Below are 24142 nucleotides of genomic sequence, written 5' to 3' on the forward strand. Positions count from 1 at the left end.
GAGACCGGCGCGGCGCAGCCGAGGGAATGCGGCCGTCCGTCTCTGCAGGACCATTGCACTGGCGCCGCCCTCCGCTGTCGTCGCGGGCCGCGCGCGCTATTCACCCGCCATCTGCAGCGCCGGGCGGCTGCCGCGCTCGCGCGCCCGCAGCCGCGTCTCCTCACGGTGGACGTAGTCGCGCGTCATCGGCACCACGCCCTGGCGCTTCGTCAGCTGGATCTGGACATTCATCATGTTCTGCTTGCGGAACCCCATTTCCGCGGCCGCCAGGTAGAACTCCCACATCCGCGCGAAGCGCTCGTCATAGAGCTGCACGGCCTCGTCGCGCCGGGCCATGAAGCGTTCGCGCCACGCCTTCAGGGTCTCCGCGTAGTGCAGGCGCAGGATCTCGATGTCGCAGACGAGGAGCCCGGCGCGCTCGATCGCCGGCAGAACCTCCGAGAGGGCTGGGACGTAGCCGCCGGGGAAGATGTATTTGGCGATCCAGGGATTGGTCGCATCAGGGCCCTCGGAGCGTCCGATCGAATGCAGCAGCATGACGCCGTCGTCCGCGAGGAGCTCGGCGCAGCGGCGAAAGAAGGTGTCGTAGAAGGCGACCCCGACATGCTCGAACATGCCGACCGAGACGATGCGGTCGAAGGTGCCGGGCACGTCGCGATAATCCTGCAGCAGGAAGCGGGCGGAGGCGGAGAGGTGCCGTTCGGCCGCGCGGGCCTCGGCAACCTGCAACTGCTCGGCCGACAAGGTCACGCCGGTGACGTCGGCATCACACATCTCGGCCAGGTAAAGTCCAAGCCCGCCCCAGCCGCAGCCGATGTCGAGGATGCGGTGGCGGCGGCCGATCAGCAGCTTGGCTGCGAGATGACGTTTCTTGGCGAGCTGGGCGTCGTCCAGCGTCGCGTCCGGCGTCTCGAAATAGGCGCAGGAATATTGCCGGTCGGCATCGAGGAACAGCGAATACAGCCGCCCATCGAGATCGTAATGATGGGCGACGTTGCGGCGCGCGCGTGCCCGGATATTGAGCTGGCGCAGGTGCCGGATCAGATAGCGCAGCCACCATTGCGGCCTGGCCCAGTCGGGCACCACGGCCGGCTGGCTCATCACGATCGACAGCAGATCCGCGATCGATCCTCGTTCGACCACGAACGAGCCGTCCATATAGACCTCGCCGAGCGCGAGCTCGGGATTGGCCAGAATCCGGCGCTCGGCTTCACGAGTCAGAAATCGTGCCGCCACGGGGACACCGGTTCCATCCCCGCAGCTGAACGACGTGCCGCTGGCGGTCGTAAAGCTGATCGACCCACGGCGAATGAAGCTACTCAACAGACTTCGCAGCAAACGGTCCATCCACACCACCCAACGAGCTATTCCCGTGAGTTGCTGACTTTCCCGGCCGTCGCACTCGACGCGTTGAGAACCGATTGGTTCCCTATCATCACGTTGTTATGTTACCCGGCGGGCACAAGCCGACGCCACTGCCATGAACACAACGCCGATATTCCGAACCGTCATTGATCGATGGACATCTCGGCGCAGGAACATCTGTGCGCTTTCATTCGCTCCGCAATCCGTTAAAAAGGCCGCGGCCGCCGGCCTTTTGGCCGGTGTCCGGCATCTGACCGCCGGACGAGGTCTGAAGGGATCGCCGTCGAAGGCGTGGAGCGACCGCAATGTCCGCTGTCACGTTCGGCTGATAGCGAGAGGAAACACGGCAGCGGATGTCGCGCGGGGCGGCGCCGTGTGGGCGAAACCATAGCTGGAGAATGAGAATGGTGGGCCGAGCGCTCAATTTGGCGACGGTGGTGGCGGTGTTCTGCATGGGCTTCGCGGGGGCCGCCGTTGCGCAGGAAAATCTCGATGCGGGCAAGAGTCCTGCGCAGATCTACAACGGGACCTGCGTGGTCTGCCACAAGTCGCCGCGCGGCCTGGCCAAGAACACCTCGGCCAGCTCGCTGCCCGGGTTTCTGCGCCAGCATTACACGACGAGCCCCGAGATGGCCGGCGTGCTCGCCAACTACCTGATTGCGAACGGCGCTGCGGATGCGCGATCAACGGGCCACTCCGGCAAGGAGACGCGGTCCGAGCGCCGCGCCCGGTCAGCCGCCACCGAGCCGCCCGAGGCGAAACCGGCCGCCGCGGATGCTGCTGCGAGCCCAGGCGAGCCGCGCCGCCGTTCGGGTCATCACTCCAAGCGCTCCGCGCCGGCCGAGGCGAGGCCCGACGCGGCAGCAGATCCAGCCGCTGCGCCGGCCGACGGCGAGGGCAGCGCGCCCGCGAAGAAGGGCCGGCTCGGCAAGCGCAAGAAGCCGGCCCAGGAGGGCTCGGCTGCGGAAGAGACGCGCGGCGAGCCGACCGGTGCGACCCGCCCGTCGGCGTCGCGCGAGGACAGCGCTGCCGGCTCCGAGCCGCCGCGGGTCGAGCCGGCAAGATCGAGCGAGGCCGCGCCGGCGCTGCGCGCCGATCCGGTCCCGCCGGTGACGCCGGCGCCGGCCACGACCCAGTCGGTGCCGTCGGATCCCTCGGTTCCGTCCTCGCCCTCGCGCTGAGACGACAATGAAAAAGCCCGGCTCGGGGAGCCGGGCTTTTCCGCAAATGGGCTGGCGCGCTTACTGCTGCGCAGGCTCGCCGGCAGCGCCCTCGTCCTGGGCCTCCGGATCGAAGAACTCGCCGGCGGCGGCGATCGCTTCGGCGGCGGCATCGCGGTCCTCCTGGCGGGTCGAGATGTCCTCGCCGCGCTTGATGCGCTCGGCCTCGTCGGCGCTGCGGGCGACCGTCACGGTCACCGAGGTCTCGACCTCCGGGTGGATCGCGATGGTGATCGTCTGCTTGCCGATCGTCTTGATCGGGGCGTCGAGCCAGACCTGCGGCCGGCTCACGGTGATGCCGTCGGCGGCGAGGGCGGCGACGATGTCGCGCACCGAGACCGAGCCGAACAGCTGGCCGGATTCGGAGGCCTGGCGGATGATGACGATGTCGCGGCCGTCGATCTTCTCGGCGACCTTGGCCGCCTCGCCCTTGGCCTTGATGTTGTTGGCTTCGAGCTCGGCCTTCATGCCCTCATACTTGGCCTTGTTCTCGGCGGTGGCCCGCAGCGCCTTCTTGCGCTTCAGCAGGAAGTTGCGGGCGAACCCGTCCTTGACCTTCACGATCTCGCCCATCTGGCCGAGCTTGGCGACACGTTCCAGCAGAATGACTTCCATCGATGTTCTCCTTGTGATGTTCGGAAGCGGTTGGTGTGAGGTTGAACTTTTACGGCACCGGCAAAGGCGGCGGCTGCCGCGGGCCGTAACGGTGACGGAGGTCGAAGGCGGCGTCGGCGAGGCCGAGGACGATCATCGCCAGCATGGGGATCGGCCAGATGAACGTCAGCATCAGCGCGTAGGCGAGGCCGAGCCAAAGCGGCCGGGTGCGCAGCGGCAAGGTCAGCGTATGCAGGACCGCGAAGCCGGTGAGCGCATAGGCGGTCAGCAGCGCTGCGGCGGCGATTCGCGCCAGCATGCCGATCAGCCCGCCCGGGAAGCAGAACGCGATGATCGCAAACAGCGCCGGCAGCGTCATCAGCGGCAGCTTGGTGTCGCGCAGGCGCGGCCATGGGCGCATCAGCCGGCCGGAGATCGCCGTGATCTTTGCGGCCGCCAGGACGTTGAGCGACAGGATCGTGGTCATGATCACCGCGGCCATCGGCGGCGCCATGAACACCAGGATCTCGACCAGCCGGGGAATGTCGACCGCGTCGGTCGACGTGACGGTATTGCTGAGCACGCGCGACAGCAGCCGCCTGAGACCCTGATTGGTGGCCGTCATGTCGGTGCCGAAGGAGAACGCGGCAATCAGCGCTGCGATCACCGCGATCCACAGCAGGATGTTGCCGGGCGGATACCATTCGATGCCATCCTGGCCGGACGGGCTGGTCGTCGGACGGCCGAGCAGGACGAGGTGGCCGAGCCACCAAGCCGGCAGCGTCACGGAGACGGCAAAGGCGAGAGCGCGATCGAAGCCGAAGATGGCCAGCACGCAAGCGGTTGCTACGAGACCGCCGATGACGGCGCAAAGCCGGCCCCAGGCGATTGCAGCGACGAGCAGCGGCACGGGCGCGAGCAGCGCAAGCACGAGCGCCGTCATCACGCCCGATCCGGTCGAGGCGAACATGACCGCGGAGGCCGCGCCTGCCGCGAGCGCGATGAGAAGCGTTCCGATCATCAGCTGTCCCGCTCCCTTCGAGCGGTTAGAGGCGCCTTCGCCCCAACCATCGGCGACCGGACGAACCGGAAGCCTTATGAGAATTCAACGGAAGGAGCCGGCGGCGCGGGGCCGCCGGTCCGAGGTCCGCAATCAGCGGATGACGTAAGGCAGCAGGCCGAGGAAGCGGGCGCGCTTGATGGCGCGCGCGAGTTCGCGCTGCTTCTTGGCGGACACGGCCGTGATGCGGCTCGGCACGATCTTGCCGCGCTCGGAGACGTAGCGCATCAGCAGCTTGGAGTCCTTGTAGTCGATCTTCGGCGCGTTCGGCCCGGAGAACGGGCAGGTCTTGCGGCGGCGGAAGAACGGGCGACGTGCGGGGGCTTCAGCCATTGATCTTACTCCTCGTCCGCAGTTTCTTCGTCACGGGGCCGGCGCGGGCCGCGATCGCCACGGTCACCGCGATCGCCACGGAAGCCGCCGCCATCGCGCTCACCACGGAAGCCACCGCCGCGGTCGTCGCGCTCACGGTCGCGATCGGCCTTGCGCATCATCGCCGACGGGCCTTCCTCGAGCTCGTCGACGCGGACGCTGAGGTAGCGGATCACGTCTTCGCTGATCCGCTCCTGGCGCTCGATCTCGGCGATCGCCGCGGACGGCGCGTCGATGTTGAGCAGCACGAAGTGGGCCTTGCGGTTCTTGTTCATGCGGTAGGTGAGGGAGCGAACGCCCCAATTCTCGGACTTCGTGACCTTACCGCCGAGACCTTCGACGATACCGGTCATCTGAGCCGTCAGTTCTTCCACCTGCTGGGTGCTCGCGTCCTGACGCGCGAGGAATACATGCTCGTAAAGCGGCATGGCTGTCCTTTCCAAGTTGGCGCAAATCCCGGCGTCAAGCCCTTCGAGACCTTGTGGAAAGGACTCGCAGACGTCAGCTCAGAAGGCGGGAACACGGGACGACGGGCCGACTGGCCCTGCCACATCAAAGTCGCCTGGACAGCTTGGAGAGGTTAAATCCCCAAGGTTGAGCAAGGTGATTTGCTGGGACCGTCCGTTCAGCTCCCGGCTCGGGATCCACGGATGGCGCGCCTTATACCGATTTTCGGGGCCAAGGCAAGGGAAAGTGGTCGAATTGCGCCCGTCACGTGCTTGACATCACAGGGCCGGCCAGTGTCTTTCCGGCCAAAGTTACTCAATTCCAGGGATTTTGGAACGTTCAGGGGGCGGCCATGACGGCAGCATTCACTTTTCCGGGGCAGGGGTCCCAGGCCGTCGGCATGGGCAAGGCGCTCGCCGACTCCTTCCCGGTGGCTCGTTCGGTGTTCGAGGAGGTCGATGCCGCCCTCGGTGAGAAGCTGACGACCATCATTTGGGAAGGTCCGGCCGAGACCCTGCAGCTGACCGAAAATGCCCAACCCGCTCTGATGGCGGTCTCGATGGCAACCTTGCGGGTGCTGGAAACCGAGGCCGGATTCTCGGTCGGACGCGACGCCGCCTTTGTCGCAGGTCACTCATTGGGCGAATACTCGGCGCTGGCCGCCGCCGGCAGCCTGACGATTGCGGATACTGCCCGCCTGCTGCGCACCCGTGGGCTTGCCATGCAGAAGGCCGTTCCGGTGGGCGTCGGCGCCATGGCCGCGCTGCTCGGGATGGATTATGAGGCGGCTGTAGCGGTCGCCGAAGAGGCGGCCCAGGGCGAGGTCTGCCAGGCCGCCAACGACAATGGCGGCGGCCAGGTGGTGGTGTCCGGCAACAAGGCCGCCGTCGATCGCGCCGTCGAGATCGCCCGCGCCAAGGGCGCGAAGCGCGCCATGCTGCTGCCGGTCTCCGCGCCGTTCCACTGCAAGCTGATGCAGCCGGCGGCGGACGTCATGGCGGAGGCGCTGTCCAAGGTCACGATCAAGGCTCCGGCCTCGCCCCTGGTCTCGAACGTACTCGCGGCGCCGATCAGCGATCCCAACGAGATTCGCCGTCGCCTGGTCGAGCAGGTCACGGGTACGGTGCGCTGGCGCGAATCGATCGCATATATGGCGGGCCAGGGCGTGACACGGTTCTTCGAGATCGGCGCCGGCAAGGTGCTCAGCGGCCTGGTCAAGCGGATCGCGGATGGTGCGGTCGGCGTCGCCGTCGGCGGCCCGTCGGATATCGTGGCCGCGAAGGATGCGCTGGCCGCGGCGAAAACGTCGTAAGTGGCCGCTTGGAAGCGGCATTGAGGAGAGTTGGATGTTCGATCTGAGTGGCAGGACCGCGCTGGTGACCGGCGCGACCGGCGGCATCGGCAACGCGATCGCGAAGGCCTTGCATGCCCAGGGGGCGACCGTTGCCGTTTCCGGCACCCGGCGCGAGGTGCTTGAGACCCTCGCCGGCGAGCTGGGCAGCCGTGTGCATGTGCTGCCTTGCAACCTGTCCGACGTGGCCGAGGTCGAGGCGCTGGTGCCGGCCGCCGAGCAGGCGATGGGGCAGGTCGACATTGTCGTCGCCAACGCCGGCATCACCCGCGACAACCTGTTCGTGCAGCTCCGCGACGAGGATTGGGACGAGGTGATCAAGGTCAACCTGACCGCGACATTCCGTCTCTCGCGTGCCGCCACCAAGCTGATGATGCGCAAGCGCTTCGGCCGCATCATCGCGATCACCTCGATCGTCGGCGTCACCGGCAATCCGGGGCAGGGCAATTACACGGCGTCCAAGGCCGGCATCATCGGCATGATCAAGACGCTCGGCGCCGAATATGCCAAACGCGGCGTGACCGCCAACTGCATCGCACCCGGCTTCATCAAGACACCGATGACCGACGCTCTGAACGAGAAGCAGCGCGAGTCGATCCTCGCCAAGGTGCCGGCGGCGCGGTTGGGCACGCCGGAGGACATTGCTGCAGCTGCGGTGTACCTCGCCTCCAACGAGGCGGCGTATGTCACGGGGCAGACCATCCACGTCAATGGCGGCATGGCCATGATCTAGGCTCTGCCGTGGCTCGGAATGCGGCGAAAAGACGTCGCGACCACTATACCGGGCCGTGTGGTCAATGATTCGCGTGTATGGTAACCGGGCAGCTGATCGGGGCACGAAGAACGCCATTGCAGGATTTCCAAACCCTGTATATTGGCGGGGCGAGCTGCCATCGTTCGCCGGGCCTCCGTCGGCTGGTGCTGCTGATCCGGGTTCCTGTTTGAGCGCTCTGGATCGGAGGCGTACCGGCCTCATGGAGAGTGTGGATTGGAGTTTGTGAGTGGCCCCGTTTCCGAAGTTTTCGGACCGCAAGTCGTCCGCCAAATTTCGGTAAAGGGGCGCTGCGGGGCAAATCTGGTTTTGCGCGATCGCGAAGGAAGTTTAGCGGCCGGGGTGATGCGGATCATCCGGGGGTCGGGTCTTAAAGGAACAAGCACGAGGTTTGAACGATGAGTGAGATTGGCGAGCGGGTTAAGAAGATCGTGGTCGAACACCTTGGTGTCGAGCCCGAGAAAGTGGTCGACAACGCGAGCTTCATTGACGACCTCGGTGCTGACAGCCTCGATACGGTCGAGCTCGTCATGGCCTTCGAGGAAGAGTTCGGGTGCGAGATTCCGGACGACGCCGCGGAGACGATCCTGACCGTCGGCGACGCCACCAAGTTCCTCGAGAAGAACGCCAAGAGCTGACGCTCCGGCGAGAGTTGCGCGAAACCGGCCGATCCGTCTTGTGCGGTCGACCGGTTTCTTGCTGTTGGCGGCGTCGTGATGAGCCGTCATCTGGCGGTCGGCGATGGACGATTCGGACGCGCTGCCCGGCCAGAACGTGTTACTCGAACAATTGACCCGAGGTGCGGCGACGGCCGTCAGCCGATGCACAAGCGCTCAAGGTCGGGTCTGGAGAAACGAACATGAGGCGGGTTGTCGTCACTGGCCTTGGCATGGTTTCGCCGCTTGGCTGTGGTGTGGAAACGACCTGGCAGCGCATCCTTCAGGGCAAGAGCGGTGCGCGCTTGATCGAGTCGTTCGAGGTCTCCGATCTTCCCGCCAAGGTGGCCTGTCAGGTGCCGCGCGGCGATGGCTCCGACGGCACCTTCAATGCCGACCAGTGGATGGAGCCGAAGGACCAGCGCAAGGTCGACGATTTCATCATTTTCGCGATGGCTGCGGCGCGTCAGGCGCTCGATGACGCCAACTGGCATCCTGCGACGGAAGAGGACCGCTGTGCCACCGGCACGCTGATCGGGTCCGGCATCGGGGGCCTCTCGGGCATTGCCGACACTGCGATCCTCCTGAAGGAGCGCGGTCCGCGCAAAGTGTCGCCCTTCTTCATTCCTGGACGTCTGATCAATCTCGCCTCGGGCTATGTCTCGATCGAGCACGGGCTCAAGGGTCCCAATCATTCGGTCGTCACTGCGTGCTCGACCGGCGCGCATGCGATCGGCGACGCCAGCCGCCTGATCGCGCTCGGCGATGCCGATGTCATGGTCGCCGGCGGCACCGAATCGCCGATTTGCCGAATTGGCATGGCCGGGTTCTGCGCGGCGCGCGCGCTGTCGACCGGATTCAACGAGACGCCCGAGCGCGCGTCGCGCCCTTACGATAAGGACCGCGACGGCTTCGTGATGGGCGAGGGCGCCGGCGTGGTCGTGCTCGAGGAGTATGAGCACGCCAAAGCACGTGGCGCGCGGATCTACGCCGAGGTCTCCGGCTACGGACTCTCCGGAGATGCCTATCACATCACCTCGCCATCTCCGGACGGCGACGGCGGTTTTCGCAGCATGAGTGCGGCGCTGAAGCGCGCCGGTATCACGGCCGCCGACCTCGACTACATCAACGCGCACGGCACCTCGACTCAAGTCGGCGACGAGATCGAACTCGGCGCGGTCGAGCGCCTGCTTGGCAATGCCGCTTCGAAGATCTCGATGTCGTCGACCAAATCGTCGATCGGACATCTGCTCGGCGCGGCCGGCGCCGTCGAAGCCATCTTCAGCATTCTCGCGATTCGGGATAACATCGCCCCGCCGACGATCAATCTGGAGAACCCGTCGGTGGAAACCGCGATCGATCTCGTGCCGCATGCACCTCGCAAACGCGAGATCAACGTGGCACTGTCGAACTCGTTTGGTTTCGGCGGCACCAACGCGTCGGTGGTTTTACGGCGCGTGGTGACCTAGTGCGGAAGGACGGATGCCGCGCGGGCCGATTGTCGCTTGGTCACGCGGATATCCGACTGCAGCCACACTAGAACCCAAGACTTCGCGTGTCTTTCGCAGGTCGGCCTTCGGCGCCGATGCGGTAAGTGGATACGCATGGCGGTGAGGCCCGGCGAAAACACCTTTTCGCCGTATTCGATGACGAGATGACGAATCGTTAAATGGGCGTGGACTTCAGGTCGCTTGCGTTGGGGAGCGCACGGCCACGACGAGAGCGACAGGACTGAAGGTTGCATCGATGAGTGAACGGCCGCCCATCTCGCCCCGCAGCCCGCGCGCAGCGCTGGAGCCGGAACGCGTGCCGCCGCCGCCGCGCCGCTCCGACCGCGCCCGCAATCCGTTCGTGGTTGTCGGCAACGCGATCATCACCTTGCTCATCCTGGCCATGCTCGGCGTGGGCGCGGCCTACTATTATGGACGGCAGATCCTGGAAGCGGCAGGACCGCTGCAGGAGGACAAGGTCGTCAACATCCCGCAGCGCGCGGGCAAACGCGATATTGCCGACGTGCTCGCGCGTGAAGGTGTGATCGACGTCAATCCGTGGATCTTCATCGGTGGAGTCTATGCCCTGAAGGCCAGTTCCGACCTCAAGCCGGGCGAGTATGCGTTCCAGAAGAATGCATCGTTGCGCGACGTGATCGGCGTCATCGTCGAAGGCAAGGTCGTGCAGCATTCGGTGACCGTGCCCGAGGGCCTGACGTCAGAGCAGATCGTGGCCCGCCTGTCCGAGAACGAGATCTTCACCGGCAGCGTCCGCGAGATTCCGCGCGAAGGCACGTTGTTGCCGGAGACCTACAAGTTTCCGCGCGGCACCAGCCGCGATCAGGTCGTGCAACGCATGCAGCAGGCGCAGAAGCGCGTGTTGGCCGAGATCTGGGAACGGCGTAGTCCGGATCTGCCGGTCAGGACGCCGGAGCAGCTGGTGACGCTGGCTTCGATCGTCGAGAAGGAGACCGGCAAGCCCGACGAGCGCAGCCGGGTGGCCGCCGTGTTCGTCAACCGGCTGAAGCAGAGGATCAAGCTGCAGTCCGATCCGACCATCATCTATGGTCTGGTCGGCGGCAAGGGCACGCTGGGCCGTCCGATCAAGCGCAGCGAGATCACCCAGCCGTCGCCCTACAACACCTATGTGATCGAGGGCCTGCCGCCGGGACCGATCTCCAACCCCGGCCGCGCCTCGCTGGAGGCGACGGCCAATCCGGCGCGCACGCGCGATCTCTATTTCGTCGCCGACGGCACCGGCGGCCATGCTTTCACCGAAACCTACGACCTGCACCAGAAGAACGTCGCCAAGCTCAGGGCGATGGAGCGGCAGACCCAGAACGACACCGTCGAGCCCGACGAGGCGCCGCCTGCCGTCGCGGGTGGCGCGGCCGATCCGGCGGCCGGAGCGACCCCACGGGCGCCCGCAGCGGCAAAGAAGCCGCCGGCCAACCGCGCCACCGGCGGAGTTGCACCGGGGGCCGCACCTGGCAACGGCGCCCGTCAGGGGGCGGCGCAGCCGAGCCCGCCGGTCGTTCAGCAATAATTTCCCACGCATGTCGGCCGCGCAGAACCGGGCTTAACATTTGCCCAAAAGGCCGTAAGGTTCGCGCACTTTCGGCGGGGGTTGAGTCTGTCCCCGTTCCCAATGTGCCGGAGACATGGACGAAATGGCGCTGTCGAGCATGACCGGCTTTGCCCGTAGCCACGGGGCAAGCGGTCCCTACTCGTTCGAGTGGGAGTTGAAGTCGGTCAACGCCAAGGGATTGGACGTCCGGGTGCGATTGCCGCAGGGCTGGGACGAGGTCGAGGCCTTCGCCAAGAAGCGCGCGACGGAAGTCCTGTCGCGCGGCACGGTCTATGCGAATCTCACCGTCAAGCGCACCGAGACCGGGTCGACGGTGCGAATCAACGAGGACGTGCTGGCTGCGGTGGTGAAGATGGCGAGCTCGCTCGCCGGCAGGATTGACGCGGTCGCACCGAGCATTGACGGGCTGCTGTCGATCAAGGGCGTGATCGAGGTGGCCGAGCCGGAGAGTGACGAGGCCGAGGACAAGGCCGCCAAAGAGGCGGCGATTGCAGGCTTCGACACCGCTCTGAAACATCTCGTCGAGATGCGCCGGCGCGAGGGCGACACGCTCGGTCAGATCCTCAATCAGCGCGTCGACGAAATCGAGGCGTTGGCGAAAAGGGCGGAGGCGTCGCCGGGCCGCAAGCCCGAGGCGATCAAGGCGCGGCTGGCCGAACAGGTGGCAGCCCTGCTCGAAACCTCCGACCGCTTCGATCCCGATCGCCTGGCGCAGGAGGCGCTGCTGATCGCGGCCAAGGCCGACGTGCGCGAGGAACTCGATCGCATCGCCTCGCACATCGCGCAGGCGCGCGAGATGCTCGGCAAGGGCGGGCCCGTCGGCCGCCGGCTCGACTTCCTCGCCCAGGAATTCCATCGCGAGGTCAACACCACCTGCTCGAAGTCGAACGACATCGAGCTGACGAACATCGGCCTGGAGATGAAGACCGTGGTCGAGCAGTTTCGCGAACAGGTTCAGAATCTGGAGTGATCCATGGCGGCTCACGACGGAAGCTTCGATGGGGTCGAGCGGCGCGGGCTGATGTTCGTGCTGTCATCGCCTTCGGGGGCAGGCAAGACGACGCTGTCGCGCCTGCTGATCGAGCGCATGTCGGGCCTGCGGATGTCGGTCTCGGCGACGACGCGTCCGATGCGGCCTGGTGAGGTCGACGGCCGCGACTATCACTTCGTCGACCGGGCGCGCTTCGAGGACATGGCCAAGCGCAACGAGCTGCTCGAATGGGCCACCGTGTTCGACAATCGCTATGGCACGCCGCGCGCGCCGGTCGAAGCGGCGTTGTCGGCGGGCCAGGACGTGCTGTTCGACATCGACTGGCAGGGCACGCAGCAACTGCGCGAGAAGGCGCGGCAGGACGTCGTCAGCGTGTTCATCCTGCCGCCGTCCGCCGCCGATCTGGAGAAGCGTCTCCACACGCGCGCGCAGGACTCCGACGAGGTCATCCGCGGGCGCATGAGCCGCGCCAGCCACGAGATGAGCCACTGGGCGGAGTACGACTACATCGTCATCAACCGCAACGTGGACGATGCGTTCGCCGAGGTGCAGTCGATCCTCAAGGCCGAGCGCCTGAAGCGCGAGCGCCGGACCGGATTGACGACCTTCGTGCGCGAGCTGCAGCGCCAGCTCGAGAGCTGAAACGCCTTCCGTCTACGCCCGCCGGCCGAGGCGCGCCAGGATGTCCTGGATGCCGTCGAGCTCATCATCCTGCTGAATGTTGCGCGGCCGCGGCCGCAGCGCCGGAGGCCGCGGAATGAAGTCGAGCGGCGGGGTCGCCGGATCCTCGAACGGCGTCGGCACGAACAGGGGACGCTGCTGCGACGGGCGCTGTGGCTGCTGCTGCGCCTGCGGTCTGTCGATAGGTAGCGCGGCGGGGATCGACGACCGCGATTCCAGGAGACTCATCAGTCGGGCCGCGGGATCATCATGCATGTGCGCGACGTCCTGCTGAGCCTCGACGGAGAACTCCTCCTGCTGCGGCTCTGCCTCCAGCTCGTCTTCGGGCAATGAAAAGCGCGACTGCAGAAGGTTGATCAGCGCCGCCGCAGGATCGTCGAGCTCATCGTCTTCGGCGGCAGGGGCTTCCGACATCATCGCGGGTCCGCCCACGGCGATGTCATCGTCAGGCTGAGGGGCCGGTTGTCGTGCCGCATGCGCGCGAAGCGTCTCGATCAGTGCGGCCGCTGGATCGGCTGGTGCCGTTGACGGCGCGCGCGGGGAGGCAGGCTGATCGGGCGTCCCGGGAACGGGCTGAGCGACGGGCTGGCCGCCACGCGGATGGTTCGTCAGGTGTTGCGACGCCTGCGTGGTCCGGGGTGCAGCGTCCGCCTGCGTTGGCGGAGCCGTCTCAGCGAGGGCCGCTGCAGCCGGATCATCGCTAGCCTCGCCGGGTTGCGTGGCGTGCCGCTTGGCCGCGCGCGACACCAGCAGCGCGGCAATCACCTTGGCGGCGTCGATCGGAGCGCCGGCAGAGGGGGACGTGACATCGCTGCTTCGGGCCTTGCGCAGCGCCGACACGATTTCGCTGACGTCGACAGGGGCAGGTGGGGCGGCGGTCGCGGCAGCCTGCGCCGGTGGCGGGGCGGCTGGCGGCATTGCTGCGGCTGCCTGGATGCGGGTGGGATTCGCTGGTTCAACCCGCTGCGCCGCCGGCCAGGGCTCGGCGGGCGCGGTCGGTGCCGCATAGGTCGGCGAGCGCGGCGAGGCGGCTGCAGCAGCGGCGCTCGCCTGGGCTGCTGCAATCTTGGCGGCAGCGGCCTGCGCCGCGGCCATCTGGGCAGCCGCCAGTTGTGCCTGCGCCGGAGCAGCAGGCGATGCGGCAGTTGCGGCAACCGGCGATGGCGGCGCGTTGGTCGCAGCGATCTGTGCCCCGGAAGGCTCGGCCCGGCGCACTGCTGCGCGATCCACCAACTCATCGACCGCCTGCCATACTGCGTCGGTGGATTGTGATCGTTGCATCTCCGCAGCCGCGTCCCGGTCGCGTCGGCGTGCGGCCACGGCCGGGTGATCCTGATGCTGGGGAGACGGCGCCGGTCGCTGCGCACGGGGGTCGATCTGGTCCGTTGAAGCGGACAGCCGCGCGCTGGCGAGGTCGAGCGCCGAAGCCGGCTGGGAGCCGCGGCTGCCGCCTGGCTGGGATGGTGCCGCCGGCATGCTGCCGCGGTTCGCACGCATCCCGCCCTGCGGCGCCTTGGAGCGTGGTTTGATGCGACTGCGGCGCATCCGTACTGCGTCCGCGTGCCAGCTGCCGTTGCGCCGTTGCCGCCGTCCCATCCGGCTGAGCCGATAGAGCGCGCTCGCCAGCAGTCCTGAAATCGCGAGTGCGCCGATGACCACGAGCATGAGCACGTGGATGGGCGCTTCGGGCTTGCTCGGCTTGGGTGCGATGATCGGCCCGTCGGCAGTCGGCGCCGCATTCGCGTCCGGCTCCGCATTGCCGTCGTCGGCCATTGCCGGTGGTGGCGCATCGGCCGCGATCGGGTCCGCCTGTTGCGGCGGGGCAGAGGGCCAGGGCGAGCTATCGAGGCTGCGCGGCAGGCTGGTGTCCGATGCCGTCAGCGTCGTCGGCGTGGCGAGAGTCTGCGGCTTCGGCGTGCCCCGCACGGCGAGATCGGCACGCAGCCGCGGCTGCGGCGCTTCGGCGAGGGCGTCGCTGGTGCGAGCGACCGGGCCATCGCTGCGTCTCGGCGTCAGTTTGGGTGGAGCGGGCTGGGCGAAGTCCCAGGGAGTCGGCTGCTGCGCGGCCCGCATCGGTGCCGCGGCGTCACGGGTATTGCCGTTGGCGTCTTTCAGATACCAGCAACGCCGATTGGTGCCACGATCGAAACGATAGTACCAGCGTTGCGCGTCAGACTTCTCTCCCGTCGGCTCGGTCAGACATTCCTCCGCCGCCAACACGACGCGCGGCAGCACGAGCACGACGGTGCCGGCGATTCCGGCTGCAATGGCAAACGCAACTCCTGCCGTTCGGCTTGCCATTGAAGACTCCGGATACGCTTACGCAACGGCGCGTTCTCGGAGAGAAGTTGGGTGGCAATGAGCCGCAATTCCGGATTAATTCTGTCGCGATCCTTTCGTGCCCGAGTGCGGCTTTTTTCCCACAAAAGGATCCGCATCCCGCCTCGATTTTGGCCGCGCTAGCGCGCCAAATCGGTCACATCCGTGAAGATGGACCTGACTTTTCACCCTCAGGGATCCGAGGCGCGGCGCCGACAACCTCTACGTTTGTGGACAAATGATTGGCCACGGCGGCAGCGGTGCAGCACCGCCGCCGCGTGCGATGTCGCAACGGACGAGGGATCAGTTCGTCAGCACCACACGTCCGACCACATGGCCGGCGCGCAGCGCATCGATCCACTTCTGTACGTCAGCCATCGGCTCCTCGCGCATCGGCGGCGGCTTGATCTTGCCGGCGCGCGCGAGCGCCATCAACTCGTGCGCCTCAGTCAGCGTGCCGACCATGAAGCCCTCGATGGTCATGCGCTTGTACACCCATTGAACCATCGGCAGGGTGAACTGGCCGCCCATCAGTCCGGAGACGACGATCTTGCCGCCGCGTGCAACGACGGACACCGCAAAGGCCATCGACTTCTCGTTGCCGGCGAAATCGACGACCTCGTCGAAGCCGCCCTCGGTCTCCTTGAGGATGCGCTTGATCACATCCGGCTCGGCCGGATCGTAGGCCGTCGCGGCGCCATTCTTCAGCGCGGTCTCGCGCGCGGCCGCCGAGAGGTCGGCCACCGAGATCGGTTGCTTGAACATCGCCTGCGCGAACGACAGGCCCATCATGCCGACGCCGCCGAGTCCGATCAGCAGCAGATTGCGCTGGCGCGGCCGATCCACGAGGCGCTTGAGCGCGCCATAGGCCGTTACGCCGGAGCACATCAGCGTCGCGGCCTGATTGACCGGCAGCGGATCGTATTCCAGCAGATACTTCGCATCCGGCACCAGCACGTGGGTGGCGAAGCCGCCGTCAATCGAGACGCCGAGGAAGCGCTGCTTGGCGCACAAATTCTCGTCGCCATTGGCGCAGTCGCGGCATTGGCCGCAGCCGATCCACGGAAACACTGCGCGGCGCGCGCCGATCAGTTCCTTCGGCACGTCGGGTCCGACCTCATCGACGACGCCGGCAATCTCGTGTCCGAGCGTGAAGGGGAGGGTCATGCCGCGCGTGGTGTCCAGGCGCTTGCCGCCGCCGAGATCGGCATAGCCGTCCTGGATATGCAGGTCGGAGTGGCACAGGCCGCAGCGCTCGATGCGAACCAGAACTTCCCGGCCTTGCGGCTTCGGCGTCTCGACGATGGTTTCGCACAGCGGTGCGTCGAACTTGACGAGCGACTGACGGCGCATCAACGCCATGATGAAACTCCCTGAAATGCTTGTTGATTAAGACTTGTTCGCGTCGCGACTATTGGTCAATTCGCGGGCCATGGCAACAAAGCCCGACACCGGAATGGTCTCGGCGCGGCGGGTGGGATCGACGCCTGCGGCGGCCGCGAGCCGCGCGGGATCCGCCGGCAGCGACTTCAGGCTCTGCCGCAGCATCTTGCGGCGCTGGCCGAAGGCGGCGGCGGCGACCTGCTCGAGCGCGCGGCGGTCGCAGGGTTCGGGCGACGGGCGCGGCACCAGCCGCACCACGGACGACGTGACCTTCGGCGGCGGCACGAAGGCGGATGGCGAGATGTCGAACAGGATCTTGGTCTCGCAGCGCCAGTTGGCGAGCACGCCGAGCCGGCCATAGGCGTCCTCGTTCTCGCGCGCGACGATGCGCTCGGCGACCTCGCGCTGAAACATCAGCACCATCATGTCGTACCAGGGCGGCCACGGCTCTGCGGAAAGCCAGCCGATCAGGAGGTGCGTCGCGATGTTGTAGGGCAGGTTGGCGACGATCTTCGCCTTGGTGCTGCCGAGGTAGGGCCGGACGTCGAAGGTGCGGGCGTCGGTGCAGACGATTTCGAGCCGCCCCGGATAGCGCGCGGCGATCGCCTGCAGCGCCGGGATCGCGCGCTCGTCGTGCTCGACCGCGATCACGTGGCGCGCGCCGAGCGCGAGCAGCGCCCGCGTCAGGCCTCCCGGACCGGGGCCGATCTCCACCACGGTGGCGTCCTCCAGCGGGCCGGCGGCGCGCGCGATCCGGGCGGTGAGATTGAGATCGAGCAGGAAGTTCTGGCCGAGCGCCTTGCGAGCCGACAGCTGATGATCGCGAATGACCTCGCGCAGCGGCGGGAGGTCGTCGATCGCGCTCATGACGACTGGCTGGCCATGCGCGCCGCGAGCTCGAGCGCCGCGATCAGGCTCGCCGGATTGGCGGTGCCCTTGCCGGCAATGTCGAACGCCGTGCCGTGGTCGGGCGAGGTGCGGATGAAGGGCAGGCCGAGCGTCACGTTGACGCCCTCGTCGAACGCCAGCGTCTTGATCGGGATCAGTGCCTGATCGTGGTACATGCAGATGGCGCAGTCATAGGTCTTGCGCGCGGCTTCATGAAACATCGTGTCTGCCGGCAGCGGTCCCTGCACGTCGAGGCCAGCATTGCGCAAGGTTGCGATCGCGGGCGCGATGATCGTGTCCTCTTCGGTGCCGAGCGTGCCGTCCTCGCCCGCATGCGGATTGAGGCCCGACATCGCAATGCGCGGCCGCGATACGCCGAAATAGCGGCGCAGGCTCGCCGCGACGATTCGCGTCGTCGACGTGATCAGCGGGCTCGTCAGCTGGTCGATCGCATCGCGCAACGCGACGTGGATCGTCACAGGCACCACGGCGAGAACAGGCGACCACAGCATCATGACCGGCTGTGGCGTGGCTCCGCCATCCGCGGCGAGCTCGGCGAGAAATTCGGTATGGCCGGGATGCGAGAAGCCGGCACGGTAGAGCACGGCCTTGGCGATCGGGTTGGTCACGACGGCGCTGGCGCGTCCGGCCCTCACGTCGGCCACGGCCTCCCGGATCGAGCCGATGGCCGCCTCGGCACTCGTCGTGTCCGGGCGGCCCGGCGGGGCCGTCACGGCGTGCCCGGTGGGGACCACGGGCAGCGCGGTCGCAAACGCCTGCGCCGCTTGTTCGGGACGAACCTCGTCCACGGTGACGGGGAGGTCGAGCAGCTTGGCGCGCTGAGCCAGGAAGGCAGGATCACCGCGCACGTAGAAGGCGGGGAGGCCGAGCTCGGTGCGGCGCAGCCACGCCTGCAGGGTGATGTCGGGGCCAATGCCTGCCGGTTCCCCCAGGGTCAGCGCGAGCGGCTTCGTCATCAGCGATATTCGATCATCGCCGCCTTGCGGACTTCCTGCAGATAGGCCTTGGAGGTGGCCTCGTATTTCTTGGTGTACATCTGCTCCTTGATCTCGCGCTTCTTCGGCGTGTCGATCGTGGTCGGAGTCCGCGAGCAGAGCGCCACCATCTGAATGCCCTGCCGCGTCGCTTCCGGCGGAGTCAGGTGGCCGATCGGTGTGTCATCGAGCAGCTTGCGCAGATTCGGCGGAATGTCGGCGGACGTCTTGACGACGATCTCCTTGATGACCGCGTTCGCCGTCGTCTTGAAGATGTTGTTGGCTTCGGCGCAGGTCTGCACCCGTGAGCGCAGCGCTTCCGCCTCCTTGTGACGTGCTTCCATCAAGCCCTGGTTCGAGGAGTTCGACACGATCAGCACGATCGGCTGCATCTTGTACTCGAACGCCTGGCCCTGCTGATCGCCGTCGCCGCCGGCAGCGGCGACGGCCGCGGCCACGTCCTTGTCGGAGACGAGCAGACGCTCCTTGTAGCGGCCGCGCACCAGGCTGCTCCAGACGATCTCCGCCTTGATGCGGGCCTTCAGCGTCTCCGGCCGCACGCCCTGGCTCTCCAGCGATTTGGTCAACTGTTCCGGGTTGAGCCGCATGCGAGAGCCCATGCCAGCAAACGATTGGTCGACGTCGGAGGCGGTCGGCTCGACGCCGAACTTCTTGCCTTCCTTGATCTTCACCTTGTCGTCGATCAGCTCGTCGATGATCTCCTGGCGGGACTGATGCTTGCGCGTGCTCAGGAAGTTCAGCTTGGTGCGCTGCTCGATGTCATAGTCGGTGATGGGATCGCCATTGACCATGACGACGATGCTCTGGGCGCGAGCCGACATCGTTCCGATGCCGCAGGCGAGTGCGGCAAGAGTGCAGATGGCCAGGGCCCGAAGGCGAGGAGAGAACGCGATCGTCATGACCAAGCTTCGCTGTCGCTATTGATCCAACTGGAAGCCGCGCCACGGCTCCCGACGAGGGACTTTCGAACCCCACGGAGCGGCCCGTCGGAGACTGGCGCGCACTACTGAAGGCCGCCAGCCCCGGTTCCCGTCGACGAGGTCGTGGCAAGCGTCCGAAGCCCGATCTGGAGCATATAGGCATGGCTCAGAACGGGTGGAGTGGTGCCTGCCGTATAGTTATACGACGTTACATAGTTGGCGGCCAGCACGAAACAGTCGTCCACATAGCCCGCGCCGATCACATACTGGTTGATCTTGTTGGCAGCGAGGTCCCACCGCGCGGCGCCCGTCACGACCCAGTTCGGTGCCACCTTGACCGAGCCGCTACCCAGGATGCCCTCACGACGGGTGAGGTAACCGATCGCCGGATCGGCAGCATAGTTGCCGTAGGTCAGGGCCACCGACCAGCGGTCGAAGTTCGCCTTGGCTTCCGCCTCGAAGCGCTGGATGTTCAGGGTCTGCTGGTCGAACCGGCTGCGCATGCTGAACGTGTAAGTGCGGTTCGGCGAGTAGTCGACCCGCGCCACGTAGTCCGAGACGTTCTTGTCCAGGCCGGAGCCGATGGCGGTGTTGTTGGCGTCCTGCACCGCGAACGAGTTCATCCCGAACAGGTGATAGGACTGGCCGAACAGCACGTTGATGGTGCCGCCGCGGTCGAACTGCGTGGTCGCCTGGACGCCGACATTGGCGCGCCCGCCGCCCTCGACGCGGTCGTAGCCGGAGAACTTGTCGACGCTGAACAGGTTGCTGGCGTCGAACACCATGCTCTGGGCGTCCTCGTTCGGCAGCCGGCCGGCATAGGTCTCGTTCGGCCGGATGATCACTTGCGCGATCGGCTCGATCGTCGTCGTGCCCCACGGCTGAACGTTGATGAACGGGTAGCGATATTCCAGGCCGACCGTCGGCATCAGCCGCAGCGCCTGGGTGTCGCCGGTCTGCAGGAAGTTGCCCACACCCGGCTGGTTCGAGACGTTGGCGTTGATCGCATCCGCGCGCAGGATCGCGAACGGCGTCCAGATCTGGCCGTAGGGATCCGTGAACGACCGCCGCCACTCCGCCTGCGCAGTCAGGCGGGTGTAGGTGCCGGGCGTGGCGCGCAGCAGGCACTGCGTCGGCAGGCGCGCAAGCGGGTCAGCCGATGTCGTCGTGCACAGGCCGTTGGTGTTGGCCGTGGTGGTGATCGGATCGAACACCGCCGTCTGGCGGCTCAGATTGACGAAGTTGGTCTTGTAGCTGAACTCGCCGCCGAACACGGGATAGTTCAGCACGTTCGAGTAATCCAGCACCGGATAGACCACCGGCACGGTCTGCTGGTTGCCCGAGAAGCTCAGATAGTGGATCGCCCTGACGTCGAAGAAGCTGCGGCTGCCAACGCCGGTCAAATACAGCTGCGAGATCGCCTCGGTCGGCAGGCTCATGAACGAGTTGAACGGGTCGCGGTACTGCGCCAGCCGGTAATCCGACAGGAACATGTAGTCGGACAGCAGGATGCCGTCCCAGCCCCAGACCCACTTGTCGTTGAGCGCGAACTGGCCCTTGGTGTCGACGCCGCCGCGGAACTGGCGGTCGCCCGGCTGGCCGGCGAAGGCGTTGCGGTCGAGCTGATCGATGCCGTACAGGCGCACCTGATAGCCGCCATTGCTGAGGCGCTGGCGGAACTCGGTCTGCAGCAGCACGCCCTGCTTGGAGGTGATGCGCGGCGTGAAGGTCGCGTCGTAATCCGGCGCGATCGCCCAGTAATAGGGGATGTCGACGCCGAAGCCGTAGCCGCCGGTCTGGGTGACGCCGGGCATCAGGAAGCCGCTCTTGCGCTTCACGGTCGGATCGGGCGTCGAGAAGTAGGGGATGTAGGCCAGGGGAACGCCGAAGAATTCGAGCTGGGCGTTCTCGAAATACAGCATCTTCTCGGTCTGGTCGTGGATGATGCGCGCACCCTTGACCTGCCACAGCGGCGGCTTCTTCGGATCGTCCTTGCACGGCGCGCAGGCGGTGTACACGCCGTTCTCGAAGACGGTGTAATTGCCCTTGGAGCGGTCGGCGCGGGTCGCCGCCATCCGCGTCTGATCCTCGGTCTCGACGCGCAGCGAATCGACGAAGCCGTCACGATAGTCGTCCGACAGATCCAGGCTGTTGGCGTAGGTGATCTTGCCGTCGGCGTCGGTCATGCGGATGTTGCCTTCCGCATGCAGGCGCTTGGTCTTCTGGTCGTAGATCACCCGGTCGGCCTCGACCGAGGTGCCGTTGTAGAACAGTTGCACGTTGCCGACCGCCGACACGCGCGAGTTGTTGTAGTCGTAATCGACCTCGGTCGCCTGCACCAGCATCTGGTTGTCGTTGGCGACGCGCGGCGGCGGCGCCTTGGGCGGGCGCGGATTGTAGGTGAAGCCCTGCGCCACGGCAGGGGTCGGCGCCACGACCGCGATCGCAGCAGCGACCATCAGGCCGAGCCCGCAGGCCATAACGAATCCAAGTACGCCAGACCCGGCGCGACGCACGCGCGCGCAACCGACGCGCGCAACGGCATGCTGCCGAAGCGCGGCGAGCGCTGTCTGACGGACGGCAACGAACGACACTAGCCGTCCTCCTGGTAGAGCAAGGCCATGAAGCCGGTGAGGCCGCCGACGAACACCGGCAGCCACGCCGCAGCGATCGGATTCATCAACTCAGCCTTGCTCAAATCTTCAGTTACTTTCGACAGAACGTAGAGCAGAAACCCGGCGCCCACGCCACTCAAAACCATTTTCTGTACGCCACCCATTCGGAAGAACCTGAGCGACACGGACGCAGCCAGCATGACCATCGCAGCCAGCAAAAACGGCTGCGCGATCAGCTTATGATACTGCAGTTTGTACCCCGCGGTCGCGAAGCCCGAGCTCTCCGACGAGCGGATGTATGTCGGAAGTTGCCAAAACGACACAGTTTCGGGGGTGGAGAAGCTGTTTCGGACCTGTGCCGGCGTCAGGCTGGTCGGAAGAATGTACGTCGGTTCGTCGACCGGCGGCGCATCGAGGGAGAATCGGCGCACGGACCGGAAGACCCACCGGCCTTCTTCCAGGGTCGCCTCGCGCGCTTCGATTCGTTCCTTGAAGTGCTTGTCCGTATCAAAACGGAACAGGGTCAGTCCGGTCAGGCGGACGCCCTGCTGCTCGCTGCGCGCGGCATTGATGATGACCGAGCCGTCGGGGTTGATCTGGTTGAGCCAGAAGCCGGCCGCGTCCTGCACGCCGCCGCCCGGGGCGGCGCCGAACAGCTCGGCCTCCATGCGCTTGGAGAGCTCGCGCAGATTTGCCGACATCGGGTTGTAGAGGGTCGTCGCCATTAGCCCGAGCACGATGGCGCTTGCCAGCGCCGGCGCGATGAACTGCCAGGCGGAGACCCCGGCCGCGCGCGCCACCACGAGTTCGAGTCGGCGCGACAGCGCGAGATAGCAGGTCATGGTGCCGATCAGGACGCAGAACGGCATCATCTTCTCGAGCAATTGCGGCACCCGGAACAGCGACGTCTCCGCCACCATCAGCGCCGAGGCCGAGGCGAGCCCGGAGGTCTTGCGCACCATCTCGATGTAGTCGACGAGCACGAGCAGGATGAAGATGCTCGCGAACACGCCGACCGCCGAGACCAGGAAGCGGCCGGCGAAATAGCGCCCGAGCGTGTTGGTGACCATGCTCATGCGGTGGCCGGCCTTCCGAACAGGCGTGCGATCCGCGCGTTCGAGCGGTTGATGGCTTCCATCAGCCGCGCCGGCGGCTCGACCACCACGCCGCCGATGATGATCCAGATGCTGAGGCCGAGCACGCCGAACAGCATGAGGTACTGCACCAGCGCCGCCATCGGCGTCTTCACGGTCATGACCGAGCAGGCGAAGCCCGCCATGCGGACGCCGAACACGGCGAGAATGGCGCTGCCGAACGAGAAGTTGCGGCTCTGGCGTGTGGTCCGCGGCGCGCCCAGGAATGCGAAGGTGAGGGCAGCGAAGGCGAACGGATAGATCGGCGCCAGGAAGCGGTCGTGCAATTCCTGGCGGAATTGTCCCGGGATCTGCTTGTAGATCGGATCGTTTTCGGCGGGCGCCATCAGTTCCCACAGATAGCGCTCGCGGATGCCGAGCGTGACGTCGCGGCCCTGGTTCGAAAACTTCGACATGTCGAAGGCGTAGCGGGCGAACGCGACCATCGCCGGCTCGCGCTTGCCGAGCTCGAAGCGTTCCAGATTGCCGTCCTCCAGCACCAGGAACGAGCCGTCGGCATTCTTCACGACGGTGCCCTTCTCGGCGATGATCGTGATTCGCTCCTTGGGGTCGCGGCGGTCGTCGATCAGGATGCCGGACAGCTCACCGCCGGGCTGGCGCTCGCGGATCCGGATGGTCAGGTTCTGGTCGAGCTGCGCGAACCGCCCGGGCTGTAGGATGTTGGCGAGCACGTCGGCGGTGATCTCGGCATCCCACTGCTTGATCCGGCGCAGGCCGTCGGGGGCGAAGAAGGCGGCGATCACCGTCACCAGCACGGCTACCGCGCAGGTGGCATAGGCGAACGGCACGAACAGCCGGATCGGCGACATGCCGGCGGCGTTCATGACGATGATCTCCGAATCGGTCGCCAGCTTGTTCAGCGTGTGCGAGACCGCGATCATCAGCGCGATCGGCGCGATGACGCCGAGCAGGGAGGGAATCACGAGCCCGGTGATGCCAAGGAAGGTCAGGATCGTCTGGCCCTGGCTGGTCATCAGGTCGATGCCGCGCAACGCCTGCGTAATCCAGATCACGCCGGTGAGGCTGACCAACACCAGCGCGAACGACGCCAGCGTCGTGCGAAAGATGTACCTGTCGATGGACCCCATCGTCTGCGCTCGATCCCCAATCAGCAGTCCCGGAACGAGCGCTGCAGCCCCCCTTGAAACGGGTCCCCCAAGGCCGCTGTCGCCGTGACGTTCCAAGAGCAGTGAATATCATTACCATCTCGTTGATCCGTCGACAAAATGGCTGTGGCGTGGCGCCCCGAAAATACGGTCA

The 24142-nt window shown here is 66.3% G+C and carries 21 protein-coding genes; 8 read left to right on the forward strand and 13 right to left on the reverse strand.

Annotation, left to right across the window (positions count from 1 at the left end; genetic code table 11):
* Positions 1 to 96: 96 nt before the first annotated feature.
* Positions 97 to 1347, reverse strand: coding sequence for a cyclopropane-fatty-acyl-phospholipid synthase family protein (locus QW887_RS02040; RefSeq protein WP_316194122.1), 1251 nt, complete (start codon positions 1345 to 1347; stop codon positions 97 to 99).
* Between the two features lie 422 nt (positions 1348 to 1769).
* Between QW887_RS02040 and QW887_RS02045 the strand changes: the two genes are divergently transcribed.
* On the forward strand, positions 1770 to 2546 hold the full coding sequence (locus QW887_RS02045) for a hypothetical protein (protein WP_316170409.1): 777 nt from the start codon (positions 1770 to 1772) through the stop codon (positions 2544 to 2546).
* A gap of 60 nt (positions 2547 to 2606) precedes the next feature.
* On the opposite strand, the gene rplI is transcribed toward QW887_RS02045, so the two are convergent.
* From rplI to rpsF, 4 genes are all read right to left on the reverse strand, one after another.
* Complete coding sequence (rplI, locus tag QW887_RS02050; RefSeq protein WP_315826786.1) at positions 2607 to 3200, reverse strand: 50S ribosomal protein L9; 594 nt, start codon at positions 3198 to 3200, stop codon at positions 2607 to 2609.
* A 49-nt stretch (positions 3201 to 3249) separates the two neighbouring features.
* Positions 3250 to 4200 (reverse strand): hypothetical protein, encoded by a 951-nt coding sequence (locus tag QW887_RS02055; protein ID WP_315749948.1) that lies wholly within the window; start codon positions 4198 to 4200, stop codon positions 3250 to 3252.
* A gap of 132 nt (positions 4201 to 4332) precedes the next feature.
* Entirely contained in the window at positions 4333 to 4572 is a 240-nt protein-coding gene (gene rpsR, locus QW887_RS02060; RefSeq protein ID WP_008963441.1) for a 30S ribosomal protein S18, read from the reverse strand.
* Between the two features lie 5 nt (positions 4573 to 4577).
* Positions 4578 to 5039, reverse strand: coding sequence for a 30S ribosomal protein S6 (gene rpsF, locus QW887_RS02065; protein WP_315712423.1), 462 nt, complete (start codon positions 5037 to 5039; stop codon positions 4578 to 4580).
* A 371-nt stretch (positions 5040 to 5410) separates the two neighbouring features.
* On the opposite strand from rpsF, the gene fabD reads away from it, so the two are divergent.
* The 7 genes from fabD (at position 5411) to gmk (ending at position 12548) form a co-directional block, all read left to right on the forward strand.
* Positions 5411 to 6370, forward strand: a complete 960-nt coding sequence (gene fabD, locus QW887_RS02070; RefSeq protein ID WP_315712421.1) for an ACP S-malonyltransferase — start codon at positions 5411 to 5413, stop codon at positions 6368 to 6370.
* 34 nt (positions 6371 to 6404) lie between these two features.
* Positions 6405 to 7142 carry a 3-oxoacyl-[acyl-carrier-protein] reductase gene (fabG, locus tag QW887_RS02075; RefSeq protein WP_316194123.1) on the forward strand — a complete coding sequence of 246 codons (738 nt, stop codon included), beginning with the start codon at positions 6405 to 6407 and terminating at the stop codon, positions 7140 to 7142.
* A 437-nt stretch (positions 7143 to 7579) separates the two neighbouring features.
* A complete protein-coding gene (locus QW887_RS02080; RefSeq protein WP_006610957.1) occupies positions 7580 to 7819 on the forward strand; it encodes an acyl carrier protein in 240 nt (79 codons plus the stop codon).
* Between the two features lie 221 nt (positions 7820 to 8040).
* A complete protein-coding gene (gene fabF, locus QW887_RS02085) occupies positions 8041 to 9306 on the forward strand; it encodes a beta-ketoacyl-ACP synthase II (protein ID WP_315712404.1) in 1266 nt (421 codons plus the stop codon).
* 277 nt (positions 9307 to 9583) lie between these two features.
* Positions 9584 to 10873: an endolytic transglycosylase MltG gene (gene mltG / locus QW887_RS02090; RefSeq protein ID WP_315767262.1), complete on the forward strand. Its 1290-nt coding sequence runs from the start codon at positions 9584 to 9586 to the stop codon at positions 10871 to 10873.
* A gap of 124 nt (positions 10874 to 10997) precedes the next feature.
* Positions 10998 to 11885, forward strand: a complete 888-nt coding sequence (locus tag QW887_RS02095; RefSeq protein ID WP_315712651.1) for a YicC/YloC family endoribonuclease — start codon at positions 10998 to 11000, stop codon at positions 11883 to 11885.
* Positions 11886 to 11888: 3 nt separating this feature from the next.
* Positions 11889 to 12548 carry a guanylate kinase gene (gene gmk, locus QW887_RS02100; RefSeq protein ID WP_172109343.1) on the forward strand — a complete coding sequence of 220 codons (660 nt, stop codon included), beginning with the start codon at positions 11889 to 11891 and terminating at the stop codon, positions 12546 to 12548.
* Between the two features lie 12 nt (positions 12549 to 12560).
* Here the strand turns inward: gmk and QW887_RS02105 are convergent, their stop codons facing one another.
* The 8 genes from QW887_RS02105 to lptF form a co-directional block, all read right to left on the reverse strand.
* Complete coding sequence (locus QW887_RS02105; protein WP_315712401.1) at positions 12561 to 14828, reverse strand: hypothetical protein; 2268 nt, start codon at positions 14826 to 14828, stop codon at positions 12561 to 12563.
* Positions 14829 to 15209: 381 nt separating this feature from the next.
* Positions 15210 to 16268 carry an alcohol dehydrogenase gene (locus QW887_RS02110; RefSeq protein WP_315712400.1) on the reverse strand — a complete coding sequence of 353 codons (1059 nt, stop codon included), beginning with the start codon at positions 16266 to 16268 and terminating at the stop codon, positions 15210 to 15212.
* 27 nt (positions 16269 to 16295) lie between these two features.
* Positions 16296 to 17156: a 16S rRNA (adenine(1518)-N(6)/adenine(1519)-N(6))-dimethyltransferase RsmA gene (gene rsmA, locus QW887_RS02115; RefSeq protein WP_315712399.1), complete on the reverse strand. Its 861-nt coding sequence runs from the start codon at positions 17154 to 17156 to the stop codon at positions 16296 to 16298.
* A complete protein-coding gene (pdxA, locus tag QW887_RS02120) occupies positions 17153 to 18154 on the reverse strand; it encodes a 4-hydroxythreonine-4-phosphate dehydrogenase PdxA (RefSeq protein WP_315712398.1) in 1002 nt (333 codons plus the stop codon). The genes rsmA and pdxA overlap by 4 nt, the downstream gene beginning before the upstream one ends.
* Positions 18154 to 19092, reverse strand: a complete 939-nt coding sequence (locus tag QW887_RS02125; RefSeq protein ID WP_315712396.1) for a SurA N-terminal domain-containing protein — start codon at positions 19090 to 19092, stop codon at positions 18154 to 18156. Before QW887_RS02125 ends, pdxA begins: the two co-directional genes overlap by 1 nt.
* Positions 19093 to 19196: 104 nt before the next feature.
* Entirely contained in the window at positions 19197 to 21707 is a 2511-nt protein-coding gene (locus QW887_RS02130) for an LPS-assembly protein LptD (protein ID WP_315826795.1), read from the reverse strand.
* Positions 21707 to 22804, reverse strand: coding sequence for an LPS export ABC transporter permease LptG (gene lptG / locus QW887_RS02135; protein ID WP_316194124.1), 1098 nt, complete (start codon positions 22802 to 22804; stop codon positions 21707 to 21709). Before lptG ends, QW887_RS02130 begins: the two co-directional genes overlap by 1 nt.
* Positions 22801 to 23970 carry an LPS export ABC transporter permease LptF gene (gene lptF, locus QW887_RS02140; protein ID WP_315749956.1) on the reverse strand — a complete coding sequence of 390 codons (1170 nt, stop codon included), beginning with the start codon at positions 23968 to 23970 and terminating at the stop codon, positions 22801 to 22803. Before lptF ends, lptG begins: the two co-directional genes overlap by 4 nt.
* Positions 23971 to 24142: the final 172 nt, after the last annotated feature.

This window comes from Bradyrhizobium sp. SZCCHNRI3052 (assembly GCF_032484895.1).
Taxonomy (GTDB): Bacteria; Pseudomonadota; Alphaproteobacteria; order Rhizobiales; family Xanthobacteraceae; genus Bradyrhizobium.

Bases quoted from the DNA above. Each gene is read 5' to 3' on its own strand.
- QW887_RS02040 (WP_316194122.1), bottom strand. From the start codon at position 1,347: ATGGACCGTTTGCTGCGAAGTCTGTTGAGTAGCTTCATTCGCCGTGGG.
- QW887_RS02045 (WP_316170409.1), top strand. From the start codon at position 1,770: ATGGTGGGCCGAGCGCTCAATTTGGCGACGGTGGTGGCGGTGTTCTGC.
- rplI (WP_315826786.1), bottom strand. From the start codon at position 3,200: ATGGAAGTCATTCTGCTGGAACGTGTCGCCAAGCTCGGCCAGATGGGC.
- QW887_RS02055 (WP_315749948.1), bottom strand. From the start codon at position 4,200: ATGATCGGAACGCTTCTCATCGCGCTCGCGGCAGGCGCGGCCTCCGCG.
- rpsR (WP_008963441.1), bottom strand. From the start codon at position 4,572: ATGGCTGAAGCCCCCGCACGTCGCCCGTTCTTCCGCCGCCGCAAGACC.
- rpsF (WP_315712423.1), bottom strand. From the start codon at position 5,039: ATGCCGCTTTACGAGCATGTATTCCTCGCGCGTCAGGACGCGAGCACC.
- fabD (WP_315712421.1), top strand. From the start codon at position 5,411: ATGACGGCAGCATTCACTTTTCCGGGGCAGGGGTCCCAGGCCGTCGGC.
- fabG (WP_316194123.1), top strand. From the start codon at position 6,405: ATGTTCGATCTGAGTGGCAGGACCGCGCTGGTGACCGGCGCGACCGGC.
- QW887_RS02080 (WP_006610957.1), top strand. From the start codon at position 7,580: ATGAGTGAGATTGGCGAGCGGGTTAAGAAGATCGTGGTCGAACACCTT.
- fabF (WP_315712404.1), top strand. From the start codon at position 8,041: ATGAGGCGGGTTGTCGTCACTGGCCTTGGCATGGTTTCGCCGCTTGGC.
- mltG (WP_315767262.1), top strand. From the start codon at position 9,584: ATGAGTGAACGGCCGCCCATCTCGCCCCGCAGCCCGCGCGCAGCGCTG.
- QW887_RS02095 (WP_315712651.1), top strand. From the start codon at position 10,998: ATGGCGCTGTCGAGCATGACCGGCTTTGCCCGTAGCCACGGGGCAAGC.
- gmk (WP_172109343.1), top strand. From the start codon at position 11,889: ATGGCGGCTCACGACGGAAGCTTCGATGGGGTCGAGCGGCGCGGGCTG.
- QW887_RS02110 (WP_315712400.1), bottom strand. From the start codon at position 16,268: ATGGCGTTGATGCGCCGTCAGTCGCTCGTCAAGTTCGACGCACCGCTG.
- rsmA (WP_315712399.1), bottom strand. From the start codon at position 17,156: ATGAGCGCGATCGACGACCTCCCGCCGCTGCGCGAGGTCATTCGCGAT.
- pdxA (WP_315712398.1), bottom strand. From the start codon at position 18,154: ATGACGAAGCCGCTCGCGCTGACCCTGGGGGAACCGGCAGGCATTGGC.
- QW887_RS02125 (WP_315712396.1), bottom strand. From the start codon at position 19,092: ATGACGATCGCGTTCTCTCCTCGCCTTCGGGCCCTGGCCATCTGCACT.
- lptG (WP_316194124.1), bottom strand. From the start codon at position 22,804: ATGAGCATGGTCACCAACACGCTCGGGCGCTATTTCGCCGGCCGCTTC.
- lptF (WP_315749956.1), bottom strand. From the start codon at position 23,970: ATGGGGTCCATCGACAGGTACATCTTTCGCACGACGCTGGCGTCGTTC.